This is a genomic window from Ruegeria sp. AL3 (genome assembly GCF_056536065.1).
The window spans coordinates 2,967,565-2,986,711 of the sequence record NZ_JBQFJG010000001.1 but is presented as its reverse complement, the minus strand read 5'-3'; the positions used below and the strand labels follow the sequence as shown (position 1 = coordinate 2,986,711).

At 59.6% G+C, this 19,147-nt stretch carries 19 protein-coding genes; 9 read left to right on the top strand and 10 right to left on the bottom strand.

The genetic code is table 11. The features are described 5' to 3' along the window. The first annotated feature begins 77 nt into the window (after positions 1–77). From ACR3E6_RS15115 to ACR3E6_RS15105, 3 genes are all read left to right on the top strand, one after another. Positions 78–1,160: a TRAP transporter substrate-binding protein gene (locus ACR3E6_RS15115; protein ID WP_117868673.1), complete on the top strand. Its 1,083-nt coding sequence runs from the start codon at positions 78–80 to the stop codon at positions 1,158–1,160. Positions 1,161–1,280: 120 nt separating this feature from the next. Beyond that, positions 1,281–2,207: a TRAP transporter small permease subunit gene (locus tag ACR3E6_RS15110; protein ID WP_152458266.1), complete on the top strand. Its 927-nt coding sequence runs from the start codon at positions 1,281–1,283 to the stop codon at positions 2,205–2,207. A 17-nt stretch (positions 2,208–2,224) separates the two neighbouring features. Then, a complete protein-coding gene (locus tag ACR3E6_RS15105) occupies positions 2,225–4,579 on the top strand; it encodes a TRAP transporter large permease (protein WP_480487851.1) in 2,355 nt (784 codons plus the stop codon). 132 nt (positions 4,580–4,711) lie between these two features. Here the strand turns inward: ACR3E6_RS15105 and ACR3E6_RS15100 are convergent, their stop codons facing one another. The 4 genes from ACR3E6_RS15100 to ACR3E6_RS15085 form a co-directional block, all read right to left on the bottom strand. Continuing rightward, complete coding sequence (locus tag ACR3E6_RS15100; RefSeq protein ID WP_171723091.1) at positions 4,712–5,101, bottom strand: VOC family protein; 390 nt, start codon at positions 5,099–5,101, stop codon at positions 4,712–4,714. Between the two features lie 7 nt (positions 5,102–5,108). After that, complete coding sequence (locus ACR3E6_RS15095) at positions 5,109–5,933, bottom strand: arginyltransferase (RefSeq protein WP_210092481.1); 825 nt, start codon at positions 5,931–5,933, stop codon at positions 5,109–5,111. Between the two features lie 75 nt (positions 5,934–6,008). Then, a complete protein-coding gene (locus ACR3E6_RS15090) occupies positions 6,009–6,440 on the bottom strand; it encodes an RDD family protein (RefSeq protein ID WP_171723093.1) in 432 nt (143 codons plus the stop codon). A 65-nt stretch (positions 6,441–6,505) separates the two neighbouring features. Then, a complete protein-coding gene (locus ACR3E6_RS15085) occupies positions 6,506–6,928 on the bottom strand; it encodes a DUF2852 domain-containing protein (protein WP_171631824.1) in 423 nt (140 codons plus the stop codon). Between the two features lie 142 nt (positions 6,929–7,070). On the opposite strand from ACR3E6_RS15085, the gene ACR3E6_RS15080 reads away from it, so the two are divergent. The 5 genes from ACR3E6_RS15080 to ACR3E6_RS15060 are packed head-to-tail and all read left to right on the top strand — an operon-like array spanning position 7,071 to position 12,341. After that, on the top strand, positions 7,071–7,460 hold the full coding sequence (locus ACR3E6_RS15080; protein ID WP_480487847.1) for a DUF4440 domain-containing protein: 390 nt from the start codon (positions 7,071–7,073) through the stop codon (positions 7,458–7,460). A gap of 49 nt (positions 7,461–7,509) precedes the next feature. After that, the gene (locus ACR3E6_RS15075) at positions 7,510–10,305 is read left to right on the top strand and encodes a [protein-PII] uridylyltransferase family protein (RefSeq protein ID WP_480487845.1); all 2,796 of its coding nucleotides are present in this window, start codon (positions 7,510–7,512) and stop codon (positions 10,303–10,305) included. Continuing rightward, positions 10,289–10,561, top strand: a complete 273-nt coding sequence (locus ACR3E6_RS15070; protein ID WP_171631831.1) for a hypothetical protein — start codon at positions 10,289–10,291, stop codon at positions 10,559–10,561. Before ACR3E6_RS15075 ends, ACR3E6_RS15070 begins: the two co-directional genes overlap by 17 nt. Before the next feature lie 38 nt (positions 10,562–10,599). Next, positions 10,600–11,802 (top strand): RSP_2647 family RNA methyltransferase, encoded by a 1,203-nt coding sequence (locus ACR3E6_RS15065; protein ID WP_480487843.1) that lies wholly within the window; start codon positions 10,600–10,602, stop codon positions 11,800–11,802. Continuing rightward, on the top strand, positions 11,799–12,341 hold the full coding sequence (locus tag ACR3E6_RS15060) for an RSP_2648 family PIN domain-containing protein (protein ID WP_171167719.1): 543 nt from the start codon (positions 11,799–11,801) through the stop codon (positions 12,339–12,341). Before ACR3E6_RS15065 ends, ACR3E6_RS15060 begins: the two co-directional genes overlap by 4 nt. 70 nt (positions 12,342–12,411) lie before the next feature. Here the strand turns inward: ACR3E6_RS15060 and ACR3E6_RS15055 are convergent, their stop codons facing one another. Further along, positions 12,412–13,098 (bottom strand): M48 family metallopeptidase, encoded by a 687-nt coding sequence (locus ACR3E6_RS15055; RefSeq protein WP_152458255.1) that lies wholly within the window; start codon positions 13,096–13,098, stop codon positions 12,412–12,414. A gap of 217 nt (positions 13,099–13,315) precedes the next feature. Here ACR3E6_RS15055 and ACR3E6_RS15050 point away from each other — a divergent pair, with 217 nt between their 5' ends. Continuing rightward, positions 13,316–14,800 carry an inorganic phosphate transporter gene (locus ACR3E6_RS15050; protein ID WP_171631841.1) on the top strand — a complete coding sequence of 495 codons (1,485 nt, stop codon included), beginning with the start codon at positions 13,316–13,318 and terminating at the stop codon, positions 14,798–14,800. A gap of 15 nt (positions 14,801–14,815) precedes the next feature. Here the strand turns inward: ACR3E6_RS15050 and ACR3E6_RS15045 are convergent, their stop codons facing one another. The 5 genes from ACR3E6_RS15045 to ACR3E6_RS15025 form a co-directional block, all read right to left on the bottom strand. Beyond that, positions 14,816–16,000, bottom strand: a complete 1,185-nt coding sequence (locus ACR3E6_RS15045; protein ID WP_480487841.1) for a vWA domain-containing protein — start codon at positions 15,998–16,000, stop codon at positions 14,816–14,818. A 4-nt stretch (positions 16,001–16,004) separates the two neighbouring features. Next, positions 16,005–16,202, bottom strand: coding sequence for a hypothetical protein (locus ACR3E6_RS15040; RefSeq protein WP_171630689.1), 198 nt, complete (start codon positions 16,200–16,202; stop codon positions 16,005–16,007). Beyond that, a complete protein-coding gene (locus ACR3E6_RS15035; RefSeq protein ID WP_480487839.1) occupies positions 16,183–17,550 on the bottom strand; it encodes a DUF2927 domain-containing protein in 1,368 nt (455 codons plus the stop codon). The genes ACR3E6_RS15040 and ACR3E6_RS15035 overlap by 20 nt, the downstream gene beginning before the upstream one ends. Further along, positions 17,547–18,005 carry a GNAT family N-acetyltransferase gene (locus ACR3E6_RS15030; protein WP_171631848.1) on the bottom strand — a complete coding sequence of 153 codons (459 nt, stop codon included), beginning with the start codon at positions 18,003–18,005 and terminating at the stop codon, positions 17,547–17,549. The genes ACR3E6_RS15035 and ACR3E6_RS15030 overlap by 4 nt, the downstream gene beginning before the upstream one ends. Positions 18,006–18,106: 101 nt before the next feature. Further along, the gene (locus ACR3E6_RS15025) at positions 18,107–18,952 is read right to left on the bottom strand and encodes an AAA family ATPase (protein ID WP_171723102.1); all 846 of its coding nucleotides are present in this window, start codon (positions 18,950–18,952) and stop codon (positions 18,107–18,109) included. Between the last annotated feature and the right edge of the window lie 195 nt (positions 18,953–19,147).

Here is a 19,147-nt window from a genome sequence, read left to right as displayed (position 1 = left end):
CACATTAGGCTGACGCGCACTGAATGCGACAGGTCCGGTTCTGCCGGGCCGTGACTATGAAGGGGAGGAACACTCATATGGATCGTCGTTCATTTCTGAAAAAATCCGCGCTGGGCGGTTCGGCTGCTGCTGCAACTGCTCTGGCAGCACCGGCTTATGCGCAGGGACAGCGTACTCTGACCATGGTGACCTCGTGGGGTCGTGGTCTGGCGGGCGTGTTTGACAGCGCGCAGCGTTGTGCCGACAGCATCAACGCCATGTCGGATGGCAGCCTGAATGTTGAAATCAAGGCAGCGGGCGAGCTGGTTGGTGCCTTCGAAGTATTTGACGCGGTGTCGTCGGGTCAGGCGGATATGTATCATGCCGCTGACTATTACTTTGTGGGTCAGCACCCGGGTTATGCGTTCTTCACGGCCGTTCCTTTCGGCATGACGGCGCAGGAACTGGTGAACTGGTACTATCATGACGGCGGTATGGAGCTGCATGACGAGCTGGGCGAAATCTTTGGCCTGAAGTCCTTCCTGGCCGGCAACACCGGTGCGCAGGCAGGTGGCTGGTACTCGAAAGAGATCAACAGCCCCGAAGACTTCAACGGTCTGAAGTTCCGTATGCCGGGTCTGGGCGGCAAGGCGCTGGGTAAACTGGGCGCATCGGTCCAGAACATTCCGGGGTCGGAAGTGTATCAGGCGCTGTCGTCCGGCGCGATCGACGGTACCGAGTGGATCGGTCCATGGGCCGACGAAAAGGCCGGCTTCCAGGAAATCACCAAGACCTACTACACTGCGGGCTTCCACGAGCCGGGCGCAGGTCTGTCGCTGGCAACCAACCGCGACGTGTTCAATGAACTGACCCCGGCACAGCAGAAGATCATCGAGATCGCTGCCGCCGAAGCGCACCAGTGGAACCTGGCACAGTTCCTGGCCAACAACGGCGCAGCGCTGCAGCGTCTGCAGGCGGGTGGCGTCAAGGTCCTGGAATTCCCGGACAGTGTCTGGGACGCGTTTGGTCAGGCCAGCCAGGAAGTTCTGGACGAGAACATGGGCGATGAGCTGTTCAAGAAGATCCACGACAGCGCGATGACGTCGATGGCAGCATCGTCTGCTTGGAACAACCTGTCATCGGGTGTTTACACCGCTCAGCGCGACCGTGTTCGCGGCTAAGCCATTCTGATCCAAGAAAAACCGGTTCCCCCGCGGCGCGGGGGAGCCTTTCCCGTTGCGCTAAGGGGTTTGGGCAAGCAACAATAATCCCATGCACAACTGAGACGACCTGGGGACAACATGCAGGACGAAAACGGTATCTCGTTCTTCGGCGCCCTGTGGAATGGACTGGTCTGGTTCATTCAGAACATTGCCGAAGCCTTCTATAATTTCGGATACGCCATCACGCATCCGCAACTCTGGCTGGACTGGTCCGACAAGGCGTCGATCATGCGCTTTGTCTATTACGGCGGTTCGGTCGAGTTCTTCTTTGTGGTGTTCACGTTCTTTCTGGTTCTGACGGCCATCGGGCTGTACTACCGGAACTTCATGTGGGCCATCGTGCGGGGCCTTGAGGGGTTCGCCAATACCACCGGGCGTTTCTTTGCCTGGGCGGGCCTTTTGATGGTGATCCAGCAGATCGTGATCGTTTTCATGCAGCGGGTATTTACCAGACCCGATATGTCCTTTGGTTTGGGTATCCCGTTCCAGATGGATATCAGTTGGTTCGCGGAAGAACTGAAGCTGTATAATGCGATGGTTGTCTGCCTGTGCTGTACCTACACATTCGTGCAGGGTGGGCATGTGCGCGTTGACCTCATTTATGCCGGCATCAGCCACCGTGCCAAACGGGTGGTTGATATGTGCGGTGCGGTTTTGTTCATGATGCCCATGGCGGTGCTGACCTGGATGTATGGCTGGTACTTCATGTGGCGGCACCTGATCGTGCCGAAGCCTTCGGCCAGTGACACGCTGGACCGGCTGGTGGCCAAGTCCCGCGCCCTGCGCTGGAACGTGGAAACCATCGGGTTCAGCCCCAACGGATTCAACGCCTACTTCCTGTTCAAGATCTTGCTGGTGGCCTTTGCGGCCATGGTGTTCCTGCACGCAATCGCATTCCTGTACCGGTCGTATCTGGAATACGTGGAAGGGCCGGAAAGCACCGGAAAATACCTCGACAAGGACAGCCTTGGTGAGGGTGAAGAAGCCTATGAAGGCGCACATTAGGGACGGAGACCCAGACTATGTTGTTCGGACTTGATGGCGTCGAGATAGGCCTCATTATCGTATTCTTCTGCCTCTTTGGGGGCATCCTTTCCGGCTTCCCGGTGGCCTTTGCCATCGGTGGCGCCGGGGTGATTTCCTTCGGGATCATTGCCGCACTGGACAGCGCAGGGCTGTTGGTCCACCAGGCAATCGACACAGGCTCACAAGCTTATCGGGATATTGTAAATTCCGGGGTAAAACCTGATGTCATATCGGTATTCCGATACCCGGATCTGCCAAGGATAGCCGAGCCGGTCTTTGTCTCTGGCTGGGAAACCGCGCTGGACCGCAACGTGTCGTTCATCGTCAATCGCATGAACGAACGTGTTTTGGCCGGTCAGTCCATCGAGACATTGCTGGCAGTGCTGATGTTCGTTCTGATGGGTATCACGCTGGAGCGTTCAAAAATCGCGAACGACCTGCTGACGACGATGGCGCGCGTCTTTGGACCGCTGCCGGGTGGTCTGGCCGTGTCCATCGTGGTTGTGGGGGCATTTCTTGCGGCCTCTACCGGCATCGTTGGCGCGACCGTGGTGACCATGGGCCTGCTGGCGCTGCCAACCATGTTGCGGAACAATTATTCGCCGGAACTCGCAACGGGTGTGATCGCGGCCTCGGGTACGCTGGGGCAGATTATTCCGCCCTCGATCGTGATCGTTCTGCTTGGCACATTGGCGGGCGATCTGTATTCCACGGCGCAAGAGACACGCGCTGTCGAGGCCGGCTGCACCGATGCGCTGACCTATTTGGGAGAGCCGGCGGTTGTATCGGTCGGAACCTTGTTCCAGGCGGCGCTTTTGCCGGGGATCCTTCTGGCGCTGCTTTATGCGTTGTATGCGTTTGGTTATGCATTGCTGAATCCCCATAAGGCACCTGCCGTGGCGCTGTCAGGCGGGTCGGGTGAGCCGATCACCCGGTCCGAAGGTCTGACTTGGCTGCTGGGGGCACCGGTTGCGCTGATTGTCGGCACCGTGTTGCTGGGCAATGTCGGCCTGATCGGCAGCCAGAACATTTCGGTCTCGGCTTTCTCGGACATCGGACAGGGCGCATCGTTGCGAACCAACGTGTCGGAAGAATGCAAGGTATCGATGATCGATCTTCATGGTCAGGCCGCCTGGGATCAGGCCGTCGCCGAGCAGGACGCCATTGACGCCGCTGGCGGTGCAGCTGAGTCTCAGCGCCTGACAGAAGAAGAACTGGCCGCCGCACAACAGGAAATGATTGCATCAGCCGCACCAATTGGAACGGGTGTCGCGATCACCGTCGTGCTGTTGGGCCTTACTCTGGTTCTGGGTCGTGGCATCGCCCCCTCGCGTACGCCACAGCCGCTTATCGTTGGTGCGATTGGTCTGCTTCTTATGGTGTTGGTCGATATCTTGCTGATTTCGCCCACGACATCTTCGGGGGCGACGTTCCTGTTGCTCGCGTTGCCATTTGCGCTGGCCATGTATGGTTGCAAGGAAGCCGCAGCGCGATGTGCGACCAATGACCTGATCCGCGTGGTCTTCCCGCCACTGGTTCTGATCATCGCTGTTCTGGGGTCGATCCTGGGGGGCGTGACCAACCCGACGCCGGCGGCGGCGCTGGGTGCGGGTGGCGCGATCATGCTGGCGGCCTATCGCAAGCTGCAGGATCAGGGGCGATCGGGCAAGGTGATCATCTGGTCGACCTTTGCCGTGATCATCGCCTTGCTGATGGGGGTGAACTTTGACCTGCGGGTCAATCAGGGCAATGTGACGTTGGAGACCTGGATCGCCTTCATCATCGCGTATGCGGCCTATCTGTACGCCTTGTTCGGGCTGCTGTTCGGGTGCTGGGTGCTGTACTCCAGCGGAGTTCTGACCCCGGTGGTGCGCGAGACGGCCAAGGTGACCTCGATGGTGTTTACCATCCTGATCGGATCCCAATTGCTGAACCTGGTGGTGATCTCGTTCGGAGGGGAGCACTATATCCAGCAATTCCTGAAGAGTTTTGACAACGAGTTCACGGTCTTCCTGATCGTGATGCTGGTTTTGTTCATACTGGGCTTCGTGCTGGATTTCCTCGAGATCATCTACATTGTGATCCCGATCGTTGGGCCGGTGATCTATGGCGGGTCGTTCGACCCGAAATGGGTGACGATCATGGTGGCGGTGAACCTGCAAACATCCTTCCTGACACCCCCGTTCGGGTTCGCGTTGTTCTACTTGCGAGGGGTTGCGCCGAAGGAAGTGACGACTGGCCATATCTATCGCGGGATCATTCCGTTTGTTCTGATCCAGGTGGTAGGGATCGCAATTCTGTGGTTCTTCCCGGCGATTGTCACGATCGTACCGGACCTGATCCCGAACTGATCCGGATCATCAAAATGCAAAAGGGGGCCCGAAGGCCCCCTTTTTCTTGTTTGTTGCTGAGAAGGGGCCAGCCCCTTCTTGCCCTGCTGCCAATTCATCCCCGGGATATTTTCGGCCAGATGAAGAAGCGGATCAGGTGAATTGGATCAGATCCCAGCGGTTGTCATAAGGATCGCACCAGACGGCGACTGTGCCATAGGTTTCGACGCGGGGGGGTTCTTCGAAATGGACCCCATTGGCACGCATCTGTGTGTAGTCGCGTTGGAAATCATCGGTTTGAAGGAAAAAGCCCACACGGCCGCCGGTCTGGTTGCCGATGGCGGCGCGTTGTTCGGGCCCGTCGGCTTTGGCCAGAAGAAGGGCGCCGCCGTCTGAACCCGGCGGTGTGATCAGGACCCAGCGTTTTCCGCCTCCGAGATCGATGTCCTTCAAGAGCTGGAAGCCAAGTCTTTCCGTATAAAACGCAAGTGCGTCATCGTAATCCGGCACCACGAGGGTGACGGCGTGCAGCTTCTGTTTCATCGGATGGTCAGCCCTTGGTGGGGTGGCGGTCGGGAAGCTGGATATTGGCCACTTGCTCGGCAATCGGAGCGGTGGACAGGGGGTGCCGTGAGGAAGCGCAGAAGGTATCAGGATCTGTGATCTTTTGCCATTCGCCCTGAATATAGGCCTCAAGCCCGGAGAATTTTGCCTTGTAGCCCATCTTGGGGCTGCCGGGGACCCAATAGCCCAGGTAGATATAGGGCAGGCCGGCTTCGCGCGCGATCTCGATATGGTCCAGGATCATATAGGTGCCCAGAGAATTCTGAGGCTGGTTCGGATCGTAGAAAGAGTAGACCATGCTCAGCCCATCATCGAGCACGTCGGTCAGGCTGACAGCGATCAGGTCGCCGGTCTCAGGATCTGCATACTCCACCACTCGGCTTCGAATCGGGGTTTCTTCGATCATTGCCGCAAATTCGAACACGTCCATGTCGGCCATGCCGCCATCGGCGTGCCGGGTGTCAAGATAGCGGCGGAACAGCTCATACTGCTCGTCCGTGGCCCATGGCGATGTGGCGCGGCGTTGCAGATATCCATTGCGTTTCACAGCGCGTTTCTGGCTTTTTGTCCGGCGGAAAGCCGAGACGTCGATCCGGGCGGACAGGCAGGCTGCGCAATCTGTGCAGGAAGGGCGGTAGAGCACATTCTGCGACCGGCGAAACCCCTGCTGCGACAGGGAATTGTTCAACTGTTCCGCACCTTCGCCCTGAAGCGCGGTGAACAGCTTACGCTCCATCCTGCCATCGAGATAGGGGCAGGGTTGCGGGGCCGTGACATAGAATTGTGGCGCAATTGGCAGCGTGTGTCGCATGAAGTTCCCAGATAGCCTCGGGAGGGATGATAGCAACCGTTCCCGAGGCCGCCAAGTGTTTCGCGCAACCGCGTGTCAGGCCCGTCGATTGATCATGACCGTGCCCAGAAAACTGTCGGTCAGACCCTGGCCGCGGGCGCTGGTCATCATCATGATCACCGAGATGATCTGGATCACCGCAAACGCCATGCTGACGAAATAGCCGGCAGTGTGGGCGATGGCCTTGCCCATATCCATTCGTTCTCCGAATGCGTCGCGCAATTCGATTCCCATGAACCGCATGCCCAGTGTGGCCGAGCCGTTGGTGATGGTTACTACGCGATAGACAAAGCTGATCACGGCATAGATCACTGCCAGAAAAAACAGACCGAGGCCTGCGCTCAACAGGATCGCCACCGTGCAGAGCAGCGAGATGAAGGCGATATCAAACAACCAAGCGACAAAGCGTTTGCTTGTCACCGAGCGGTAGAAATCAGGTTGGGTATCCGGGTCAGGCAGGTGGTTCATTCGTCAGGTCCGAAAAAATGGGTCAGGGTACCCTGTCCCGGATTGCCGGGACAGGGCAAGGTCAATCAGGCCGGCTTGGCATTTTCGTCGTCTTCATGGTTCTCGCGGGCGCGTTCGTCCATGAACTCGTCGAATTCGGCCTTGTCCTTGGCATCGCGCAAGCGGCGCAGGAACGCCTCGAAGTCCTGCTGTTCGCGTTCAAGGCGGGCCAGTGTATCTGCCTTGTAGGCGTCAAATGCGCTGTTGCCTGATGGTTTCATCGCGCTCATGTGGCTGTGCCAGGATTTGCGGCGGCTGCAGGATTTGCTGAACATGCGTTTGCTCCAGATCATGTAAGCCAGAAGGGCCAGGCCAACCGGCCAGAAGAAGATGAAACCAAGGACCATGGCGGCAATCCAGGCCCCTTTGCCTTTGTCATCCAGCCAGGCCTCGATTCGATAAAGCCATCCCGGATTCGCGGGGACGGCGGGGTCGGACAATGCGGTCATTTGAGCTCTCCAGGGTTGATGTAAACTCTTTTCACATTGATTAGATGGGGTCGTGGGCGGGGGTTGCAAGGGGGTAATGTAAAAAAGATTTACATTCAGCAATTCGGTTGACGGTGAGCGCCATCAGCCGCAGGTTGCGGAAATGGATTTGACAGAACACAAAACGGCACCTGCGCTGGATGAAATTCTTAATTTGGAAAAGCAGGTCTGGATGGCGCTGGTCGAGGGCAACGCATGCGCGGACCGGGCGTTGCTGAGCGCGGATTTTCTTGGGGTCTATCCGACGGGATTTGCCAATCGTGACGATCATGTCGGTCAATTTGCAGACGCACCGACGATGGCCGAGTTCGAACTGAGCGGCGAAAGACTGCGTGTTCTGACACCGGATATCGTCTTGCTGTCCTACAAGGCCGATTACCTGCGCCTGGGTGCGACAACGCGCGAGGCGATGCTGATTTCGTCGTTATGGGAACGCAGAGACGACGTTTGGGTCAACAGTTTCAGTCAGGACACGCCGGTTCAGAACACCTGATAAGAATGCCCCATTGACGATCACGCGCCGCGATGCGCAGTTTGCGCCCATGACAGACGTTTTAGCCATTTCACGACTTCCGCGCGCTTTCGATCCATCCCTGGGGGCCGAAGCGCGGGCCCTGATGCCTGATTTGCCGGCCGAGATGGCGGAATTGGTGGCGGGCACCGCCGGTTCAAGCCCCTATCTGAAAAGTCTGATCGAACAAGAGAAGGGCTGGCTGCCCGAGGCTCTGATGCACCCGGATCAGGCATTTGCTGACGTCATGGCTGCTGCGCGTGATCTGCCGCCGGATCAGTTGAAACCCGGATTGCGGCAGGCCAAGCGGCGAATGGCTCTGCTTACGGCGTTGGCCGATATTGCAGGTGCGTGGCCATTGGAGAAGGTCACGGCGGCCCTGACCGATTTCGGTGCGCTGGCCGCAGATGTTGCCGCCAAGGCCGAGATCGCAACATTGATCCGGCGTAAGAAGCTGCCGGGCATGACCGAGGATGATGTCGAAACCGCAGCCGGCCTGGTCATACTGGCGATGGGAAAGATGGGCGCGCATGAGCTGAACTACAGCTCGGATATCGATCTGATCGTCCTGTTTGATGAAACGCGCTTTGACCCCGATGACTTTTACGAGGCCCGGCAGGGCATGGTTCGGGCCACGCGCAACTTCTGTGCGACGTTGAGCGAGAAGACGGCGGATGGCTATGTGTTCCGAACGGATCTGAGGCTGCGCCCCGATCCGGCCGTGACACCGGTTTGCATGGCGATGGAGGCCGCCGAGCGGTATTACGAAAGCCTCGGTCGTACGTGGGAGCGCGCGGCTTACATCAAGGCGCGCCCCTGCGCCGGGGATCTGGATGCGGGGCAGCGTTTCCTTGACGGCTTGCGCCCCTTTGTCTGGCGCCGCCATCTGGACTTTGCCGCCATTCAGGACGCTCATGACATGCGCCTGCGCATCCGGGAAAACAAAGGGACGGGCGGGTCTTTGTCGATCCCCGGTCACGACATGAAACTGGGGCAGGGCGGTATCCGCGAGATCGAGTTTTTCACGCAAACCCGCCAGTTGATCGCGGGTGGGCGGGACGCTGACCTGCGGGTGCGAGGCACGGTTCCCGGGTTGGCGGCGCTGGCGGCAAAAGGCTGGGTGCCACAGGATGTGGCGGACAAGCTGACAGATCATTACCGCGCGCACCGCGAAGTCGAACATCGCATCCAGATGATTCATGATGCGCAGACCCACAAGGTGCCGAACTCACCCGACGGGATCGAACGCGTCGCCTGCCTGATGGGGATCAGCAGCGCCGAGTTGACGCAGGACCTGAAAAACCGCCTGACCGAAGTGCATGAGCTGACCGAAGGGTTCTTTGCCCCCGGACCTGGTGCGGCGCCCGCCCATGTACAGGATGTGGAGTTCGACAAGAACGTTCTGGCCCGATGGACGACATATCCGGCCCTCAGGTCCCAGCGCGGCGCGCGGATTTTCGAACGTCTGCGCCCCGAATTGCTGTCACGTCTGGCCAAAACCGCCAAGCCCGACGAAGCAATGATGGCTTTGGACGGGTTTCTGGCGGGCCTGCCCGCCGGGGTGCAGCTGTTTTCGCTGTTCGAGGCGAATCCGCAACTGATCGACTTGTTGATCGATATCGTCGGAACCTCGCATGCTCTGGCATCGCACCTGTCCCGCAACGCGTCGGTGTTCGATGCGGTGATCGGGGGCAGTTTCTTTGCGGATTGGCCCGGGCAAGAGGCGTTGCAAGCGGAATTGACGCAGGCTTTGTCGGAAGAAACGGATTATGAAACCCAGCTTGATCTTGCCCGACGCTGGTGCAAGGAATGGCATTTCCGGGTCGGCGTGCATCACCTGCGCGGCCTGATCGACGGGGTGCGGGCAGGTCGGCAATATGCCGATCTTGCGCAGTCGGTCATCGCGGCCATCCTGCCGCATGTCACCGAGAATTTCGCCCGCAAACACGGCGCTGCACCGGGGCGTGGCGCTGCCGTGCTTGGGATGGGGTCGCTGGGGGCAGGCCGGATAAACTCGCAATCCGATCTGGACATGATCGTCATCTACGATCCTTTGGATCAGGACATGTCTGACGGTCCGCGCCCTTTGGCCACGCGCACGTATTATGCGCGGTTCACGCAGGCCCTGATCACGGCATTGTCCGCTCCGATGTCGCAGGGACGCTTGTATGAGGTCGATATGCGATTGCGTCCCTCGGGCAATCAGGGGCCGGTCGCAACCAGTTGGGCCAGCTTTGTCAATTACCAGCGGAACGAAGCCTGGGTGTGGGAGCATCTGGCCCTGACACGCGCGCATGTTGTTGCCGGGGATGCCGGACTGGCCGAGGAAATCGAAGCCTTCCGCACCGAGTTTCTGTCGCACCCGCGAGAGCAGGGGAAGGTTCTGCGCGAAGTGACCGAGATGCGGTCGCGCCTGGCGGCGGCCAAGGCGCCCGCCGGCATCTGGGACGCCAAGAACGGCCCCGGCCGGCTGATGGATATCGAATTGATGGCGGAAACCGGTGCTTTGCTGGCGGGGTCGGCGCAGCGCGATGTCGCGTCGGGTCTGGATGGCGCCGTCGCAGCCGGCTTGCTGGATGTCGCGCAGGCGCAATCTCTGAAAGACTGCTATGACCTATTCTGGTCGGTGCAATGCGCCGCGCGGTTGCTGTCGGGCAAGACGATCGAAGCCGACAAGATCGGCGAAGGCGGTACAGCATTTTTGTGCCGCGCCACCGGGTTCGAACAGGTCGAGGCGTTACAGGCGGCATTGCAGGAATGTTACACGACTGCGGCCGATCTGATCGGCGGCGTGATCAAGGGGGAAGAAGATGGCGCGCAGCAGTGATCCCAACGACCACAAAGGTCTGATCCGCGAAGCCTATCGAATCGACGGCATCACCCTGCCAGAGTGTCGCAGCATTTTTTTGGACTGGGCGCTGAGCCTTCCCGCAGATCGCGACCAGAACACGGCGCTGGCCGAGCTGCACGCGGGCTATGCCGAGCAGAACCCCGATCATCCGATGACACAGGTTCTGACCGAAGGCCTTCAGACGGCAAAGGCCCCAGAACGCCGCGGCGGTTGGCGATCCCGTAACCGCTAGGGCTTTCCCACCGGCGCGTTCAGGACTATGAGGGCGCCATGACCCAATCTGCCGACCGTCCCCGTATCCGCCTGAAACCCAAAGCCAATGCGCGCGGCCTGCGCCATGGTTTCCCCTGGGTCTACGCCAATGACATCGTCACCGACCGCCGTACCCGAAAAATTCCGGCGGGCGCTCTGGCCGTGCTCGAAGATGACAAACGGGCGCCCGTCGCGCTGGTCGCGGTCAACACCGCGTCCAAGATCATGTGCCGGGTGCTGGACCATGACATCGACGCGCAGCTTGACGCGACGTGGTTCGAGAACCGTTTGCAGCGCGCCCTCGATCTGCGAAAAAGCCTGTTTGACGCCCCGTATTATCGCCTGATCCATGCCGAAGCGGATGGCTTCCCCGGCGTCATCATCGACCGCTTTGGCGTGGCCTGCGTCATTCAGCCGAACGCGGCCTGGGCCGAGGCGCACCTGGATGTGCTGACCCAAGCTCTGGTCAAAGTCACTGGCGTGACCACGGTGCTGAAGAACGCCTCGGGCCGTACACGCGGGCTGGAGGGGTTGGACGACGTCAACCAGGTATTGCGCGGAACCGCGCCCGATGCGCCCCTGCCGGTACCGATGAATGGCGCCACCTACATGGCGGATCTGACAGGCGGTCAGAAGACCGGGCTGTTTTACGACCAGCGCCCCAACCACGCCTTTGCCGCGCGCCTGATTCATCCCGATGCGCAGGTGCTGGACGTGTTCAGCCATGTGGGCGGCTTCGGTCTGGCGATGCTTGCAGGCGGTGCGGGGCAGGCATTGTCCGTCGATGGCTCAGCCGCCGCGCTCGACCTGGCGAAAAAAGGGGCCGAGGCGTCGGGCCTTGCTGAAAAGTTCCAGACCCGACAGGGCGACGCGTTCGAGGTTCTGACTCAACTGGGTGAAGAAGGCGCGCGATTTGATGTGGTGATCTGCGATCCGCCCGCGTTTGCACCGTCCAGGCAAGCGCTGGATGCGGGGCTGCGCGCCTATGAACGTATCGCACGACTGGCGGCGCCTCTGGTCAAACCCGGTGGTTATCTGGGGCTGTGTTCGTGTTCGCACGCGGCTGACCTGAGCCGGTTCCGCGATGCGTCCTCCCGTGGGATCGGGCGCGCCGGGCGTCAGGCGCAATTGATCCACACCGGGTTTGCGGGTCCCGATCACCCGCAACTGCCGCAACTGGCGGAAAGCGGCTACCTCAAAGCAGTGTTCTACCGCCTGTGAAGGCCGTTCTCGACACCTGCGTCATCTATCCCACGGTGATGCGCGAGATGCTGCTGGGCGCGGCCCGCCTTGGCCATTTCACTCCGATCTGGTCTGCCCGCATCCTCGAAGAATGGGCCCGCGCCGCGCGCAAGCTGGGCCCGACGGGCGAGGCGCAAGCCCGCGCCGAAATTGCCTTGGCGCAAGCGCAGTGGCCACAGGCCGAACGCGCGCCGGTCCCGGGGCTGGAGCAGCGCCTCTGGCTGCCCGACGCAGCCGATATCCACGTTCTGGCGACGGCCATCACCGCCTCGGCCGACGTCATCGTGACCGTCAACGCCAAGGATTTCCCCAGAAATATTCTGGCAGAGGAGGGGCTCGACCGCCGAGATCCCGACGGCTTGCTGCATGGTCTCTGGCTATCTGACCCTGACGGCCTGGCGACCATCGCCGATCGCGTTCTGAGTGAAGCCATCCGCCTTTCCGGCCACCAATGGACCCTGCGGGCGCTGATGAAAAAGGCCCGCCTTCCACGCCTTGGCAAGGCGCTCACCCAATAAACTGGATCCCACTTCATCTGGCTAAAAATATCCCGGAGAGCGCGAGAGGCTGGCCTCTCGCTGCGTACCCTCAGCCACGCGCCCAACGCTGCTCAAGGGCCTCCAGTGCCGCAATGCGCTCACCTGTTTTCGGGTGGCTCATCAACCATGCCGGGGCAACGCCCGCCCGTTGTTGCGTCAGGTCTTCCAGCTTGTGAAACAAGGATTTCTGCGGCCCGATCCCGATTCCGGCCTTGGTCAGCAAGGCGGCGGCATATTCGTCCGCCTCATACTCATCCTGTCGTGACAGGCGCGAGGCCAGTAATGATGTCAAGGCATTCGCAATCATCGCTCCGATAAACGGAATAAACCGGTTCAGCACCATGATCAGCGCCGTCCGCATCGCGTTTTGGCCTGAAAAATCAATCATCCGTCGCTTTGCGTGACCCAAGGCTACATGTCCCAGCTCATGTGCGATCACGCTGGCCATTTCCTCGGCCGACACCTCTCCGTTGCGGAATTTTCGGTAAAACCCGCGCGTGATGAAAATCCGACCATCCGGAGCAGCCAGCCCGTTCACCGGGTCAATCTCGTAGATATAGACAGGGACCCGATCGATTTCCAAAGCTGCGGCAAGCCGGTCCGTCATACGTTTCAGCACCGGGTCGGCCAGTTCGGTCGATTTTGCGTCCAACTCACGATGGGTGCGCCAGACCGAAATGCGGTACATCACGATGGCATAGCCAATTGCCAGCAGGATCGGGGTCAATCGAAGCATGTCAAAGATATGGTCCGAACATGGGCTTTGCGCAAGTCACACCTGCGGGATGTGCGTCGGGACCCGCATAATCTTTTTTCGTGCGCCGAATTCGGCATAACCTTTTTTCGTGCGCCGAAATCGGCACAACCTTCGATAAGTTGTGATCTTGCGATATGAGCTGTTGATTATTTCAACGATCCCACTTAACCGACAGGGCGCTATCGATGGGGGACCCATGACCGACAAGAACTATGAAGCGCGTCACCTGGAAACACTCGACCGGGATTTGCGGCGCTTTTCACGCCTCGAAATGGCGACCGCACAGGCTGGACGACCCTTTGTGGGCTCAGGGATCGCCCTGGCATTCATTGTCGTCGCAGGCCTTGTGGCCGCTTTCCTGTTCGGGCAGGGCAACAATTCACTTGTCGTCGTGATCGCGGCGATGTTCGGGGCCTATATGGCGCTGAATATCGGGGCCAATGACGTCGCCAACAACATGGGTCCCGCAGTGGGGGCGAATGCGCTGACGATGGGCGGTGCCATCGCGATTGCCGTTGTTTTTGAAAGTGCCGGGGCGCTCATTGCCGGGGGCGATGTCGTGTCGACCATCGCCAAGGGAATCATCGCGCCGGAAAGCATGGGAACAGCCGACGTCTTCATATGGGCGATGATGGCTGCGCTGCTGTCCTCGGCGCTTTGGGTCAATCTGGCGACTTGGATCGGCGCGCCGGTTTCCACCACGCATTCGGTCGTGGGCGGTGTAATGGGGGCAGGGATCGCTGCGGCTGGGTTCGGCGCCGTAAGCTGGGGCACCATGAGCAAGATCGCTGCCAGCTGGGTGATCTCGCCACTTCTGGGGGGCTTGGTCGCAGCCGGTTTCCTGTGGTTCATCAAGGCCAGGATCATCTATCAGGAAGACAAGATCGCCGCGGCCCGCAAATGGGTGCCGATGCTGGTCGGGATCATGGCGGGCGCCTTTGCATCTTATCTGGCGCTCAAGGGTCTCAAGAAAATCATCAAGATTGATCTCGGGACAGCGTTGCTGATTGGTGCGGCGTGTGGCGGGCTGATCTGGGCAGTGATGATCCCGGTGATCCGCCGCCAGTCCGAGGGGCTTGAAAACCGCAACAAGTCGCTGAAAATTCTGTTTGGAATTCCGCTGATCGTGTCTGCGGCACTGCTGAGTTTTGCGCATGGTGCAAATGACGTTGCCAACGCGGTGGGACCGTTGGCCGCGATTGTGCAGGCTTCTGCCTCGGGCGACTTCACTCATGCCGTCAGCATTCCCTATTGGGTCATGGTCATCGGTGCGTTCGGGATATCGTTCGGCCTGTTCCTGTTTGGTCCGAAACTGATCCGTATGGTCGGCAGCCAGATCACCAAGCTCAACCCGATGCGGGCCTATTGCGTTGCCCTGTCGGCCGCAATCACGGTGATCGTTGCAAGCTGGCTGGGCCTGCCTGTCAGTTCCACCCACATCGCGGTTGGCGCTGTCTTCGGTGTCGGGTTCTTTCGGGAATGGGATGCCGAGCGACGGCTGAGACGCGCCAGCCGGGCTTTCCCTGAACGCCCCCGCGTCGCGCCGGAAGAACGCCGCCGCCGCAAGCTGGTTCGTCGGTCGCATTTCCTGACCATCGTTGCTGCGTGGGTTATCACGGTTCCCGCCGCTGCAATGCTGGCAGCGATCCTGTTTCTTGGGATTCAGGTAATTGCCGGGTAAACTCTGGCGCTGACCTCAACGGGTCAGCGCTTTCATGCCCTGTTCCAGCCCGGCCAGGGTCATCGGCACCATGTGGCCTTCGAAGATCTCCTGAATCATGCTGATGGAGTGGGTGTATTCCCAATACTTCTCGGGCACGGGATTGATCCACAGGTTCGACGCCCATTGATCCCGCGCGCGTTGCAGCCAGACCTGCCCGGCCTCTGCGTTCCAATGCTCGTTGGCGCCGCCGGGATAGGCGATTTCATACGGGCTCATCGAGGCGTCGCCGACGAAGATGCATTTGTAGTCGTGCCCATAGGTGCGAAACACTTCATGCGTGGGCGTCTGCTGGTCCCAGCGGCGGCGATTGTCACGCCAGACGCCCTCGTAAAGGCAATTGTGGAAATAAAAATACTCCAGATGCTTGAACTCGGACCGTGCGGCTGAAAACAGCTCTTCCACCACTTTGATATGCGGGTCCATTGATCCGCCAACGTCCAGAAACAGCAGAACCTTGACCGCGTTGTGACGTTCGGGTCGGGTTTTGACATCCAAATAGCCGTGCTCGGCCGTAGCGCGAATGGTGCCGTCCAGATCCAGTTCTTCCGCAGCACCTTCGCGCGCCCAGCGGCGCAGGCGTTTCAGGGCAACCTTGATGTTGCGGGTGCCCAGTTCAACCGTGTCGTCCAGGTTTCTGAAATCGCGCTTGTCCCAAACCTTGACCGCGCGCTGGTGGCGGCTTTCCTTTTGGCCGATGCGCACGCCTTCGGGATTGTAGCCATAGGCCCCGAAAGGAGAGGTCCCGGCCGTGCCGATCCACTTGTTGCCGCCCTGATGGCGGCCTTGTTGTTCCTTGAGACGCTCGCGCAGCGTTTCCATCAGCTTGTCGAAACCGCCAAGCGCCTCGATCTCGGCTTTTTCTTCATCAGACAGGTGCTTTTCGGCCATTTTGGCCAGCCAGTCGCCGGGGATGTCAACGGCTTCCAGAACCTGATCGAAGCTGATCTCGTTCAGTCCTTCGAAACTGGCGGCAAAGGCGCGGTCGAACTTGTCGATGTTGCGTTCGTCCTTCACCATCGACACGCGCGCGAGATAGTAGAACGCCTCGATATCATAGGTGGCCAGACCCTTTTTCATGCCTTCCAGAAAAGTCAGATACTCCCGCAGCGATACCGGGATGCCAGCTTTGCGAAGGTTTTCGAAAAAGGGCAGGAACATCGTGTCAGGCCACCAAACGCACCAGAATCAACGAGATCACCAGACCCACCAGCGCAAAGGCAATGCCGTATCCGGCGGCATATTGCGCCATGTCGGCCCGATTACCGCTGCGCTTTTTCGCGGTCAGGGCGCCCAAGGTTGCACCCAGTGCCGCCATTCCCAGAACTACCAACATATGCGCGTCATCCGTCTTTCGTGCCATCCGTATGTCTTCGACCGTTGTCCCGCGACAACGACTGGGCCACCAGATCCGAACCAAACCCGTACCGCGCCCATCCCAGGCTGTCCAGCCTGACGGCACGTGCCTGCTGTATCTGCCCCGCCTGTTTCAGCGCTTCTGATTTCAGCAACAGCAACGTGGCCAGCAAAGACGCATTTTCTGCCCGTGTCATGACATCGATGGCCCTGTTCAGCTCGGGCAGAACACTGGGTCCCTTTTCCTGTGCCAGCGCGAATGCCGCGGTTTGCGTGGTAACATAGGCCTGATGCACCTCTGTGCCGGGCGTGGCCTTCAGAAATTGCTGCGCAATCTGAAACTGGCGTTGGGCTTCGATGGGGTCCCGGAATTGTTCCATCCGGCCCATCAGGTAATGGGGATAGGCGCGGCGGTGATCCGTCCATCCCTGCTGCTGACCGATCCGTGCCGCCTTTCGGGCAGCGCGCAGCTGTCTGGGCGACCCCGCGCCCGGTCCCAGTGATTTCTGGATCGCGTCAATCCATTCGCGCGGTGTATCCGTAAAGGGTTGAACGGGCACCCTGTCCCCGCGCGGGTTCATCCGGCTCAGAACCCCCGGGATGACCGCGGCAACCTGATCGCGGGTCATGCCGGTGCGCAGTTCCGGCGCATAGGCAGCCCGCAGGATCAACATGTCGAACCCGGTCAGAACCGTATGGATATTGTCGTCGTTGAACACCGAATCCGGCAGGTGATACAGATCGTTCAGCGGACCAAGCGCTTGCGCCAGTTCTTCATGCAGGCAATCACGTATTTCCTGCGGACTGACGTCGTATGGGATGAAAATCCCAAGCCGTTCGCGTTTGTGCAGTTCTGTCCAGCTGCTTTTGATCTTTCGGCGGTCACGGCGATATTCTTCAAGGCTGGAGGAGTTGGGGACGACGAAACAGGCCGCGTTGGGCAGAATGCGCAGAATGTCTTTCTGGCTGACGGCTTCGATGGTGATATTCGCCTGGCCTTCGTCGATCTGTCGGATGTTGATTCCGGCTTCACGCCTCAGGCGGTTGAGCAACCGGGTCAGATCTTGCTGCATGCTTGCGGTCGGCGATCCGGCCAGGCGGACTGTGACCGGGGTCTCAAATCGCGTGAAAACGGGCAGGGCGGCGCCGCTTTCCAGTTCAAAATGCAGGGACAAGAAATCCGAGGCGATGTTCTTGTTCGATCGAGCAGGCGGCGAAGGACGTGCCGTTGAAAAAGACTTGGCAGGCGGCAGGCTTGCTTCGATGGGCGCGACCTGATCGGGCAGCTCGATCGTTTCAACCGTCGCGCAGCCGGCAACAACCAGTGCCAGAAAAAGGGCACTCAATCGCTTCATGAGCGGGCGTACTTGATGAACGGTGTCAGTGTGCCGATGCGATCATACAGTTTCCGCGCAGTGTGGTTAAAATCCTGGGTCAGCCAATAGACCGACGGCGCGCCCTGACGATCGGCCTCGTCATAGACCGCTTGGATCAAGGCCCGGCCAACGCCTGCCCCTCGTGCCTCGGGTCGCGCGAACAGGTCTTGCAGGTAGCAGACCTTTTCCACCTTCCAGGCGTGGCGATGAAACAGATAATGTGTTAACCCGACCAAGGCGCCATTCTGCTCGGCAACGAAACAGGAAAAATCCTGCGGGTCGTCGCCCAGCAGTCTGGAAAAGGTTGTTTCGTATACATCATCGGGCAGGGCGGTTTCATAAAATGCCAGATAGTCCCGCCACATGTCGGCCCATTGGCTTTTGTCCTCGGCACGCAGGGTGCGGATTGTCAGTGCGTTCGCCACGCGAGTCATCCAATTCTGTGGGCGGCGAAGCTCTGTTTCGCCAGATGGGCCGATGCTGGCATCCGGGCCGCCGCAAGGCAAGCCATGATCACCGTCTGGTCACCGTCCGGCTATCGTTTGCCGCGTGCCATAAAGGCCAGACGTTCGAACAGATGCACGTCCTGTTCATTCTTCAGCAACGCGCCATGCAGTTTCGGAAGCGCATCTGTGCCGCCGCGTTTGAGGTCTTCGGCGCTCAGGTCCTCGGCCAGCAGCAGCTTCAGCCAATCCAGCACTTCCGATGTTGACGGCTTTTTCTTGAGCCCCTGCGTCTCGCGGATTTCATAGAACTGGGTCAGGGCGGTGGTCAGCAGCGCATCCTTGATGCCGGGGTGATGAACCTCGACGATGCGGCGCATCGTGGCCTCGTCCGGGAAGCGGATGTAGTGGAAGAAGCAGCGGCGCAGAAACGCGTCCGGCAATTCCTTTTCATTGTTCGAGGTGATGATGACGATCGGGCGGTTTTTGGCCCGGATGGTTTCCCCTGTCTCGTAGACATGGAACTCCATCTTGTCGAGTTCCTGCAAAAGGTCGTTTGGAAACTCGATATCCGCCTTGTCGATCTCATCGATCAGCAGAACGACCTTTTCGTCGGCCTCGAAGGCCTGCCACAGCTTGCCCTTGCGGATATAGTTCGACACGTCATGCACGCGTTCCTCACCCAACTGGCTGTCCCGCAGGCGGCTGACCGCGTCATATTCATACAGGCCCTGCTGCGCGCGGGTGGTGGATTTCACGTTCCATTCAATCATCCTCAGCCCCAGCGCGCCGGCCACCTGTTTGGCAAGTTCTGTCTTGCCGGTGCCGGGTTCGCCCTTGACCAGCAATGGGCGTTCAAGTGTGACGGCGGCGTTCACGGCAATCGTCAGATCGTCAGTGGCGACATATTCGGCTGTACCTTGAAAGCGTGCGGTCATGGGCGTCTCGTGTGGTTTTTCGTGATCCGTGGGCAGGTTGTGTTGTCCGGGTTACAGACGGTCAATGATTTTGACAACCCGCGTCCCTGCGTCGGTTGAGGCGATTTTTGCAGGAACTCCAAGCCCTTTTGGTTGATTCGTGCGCGCGAATGTACCCTGCCAATTGACACCTGCCTCAAAAAGGCCTGCTAAATT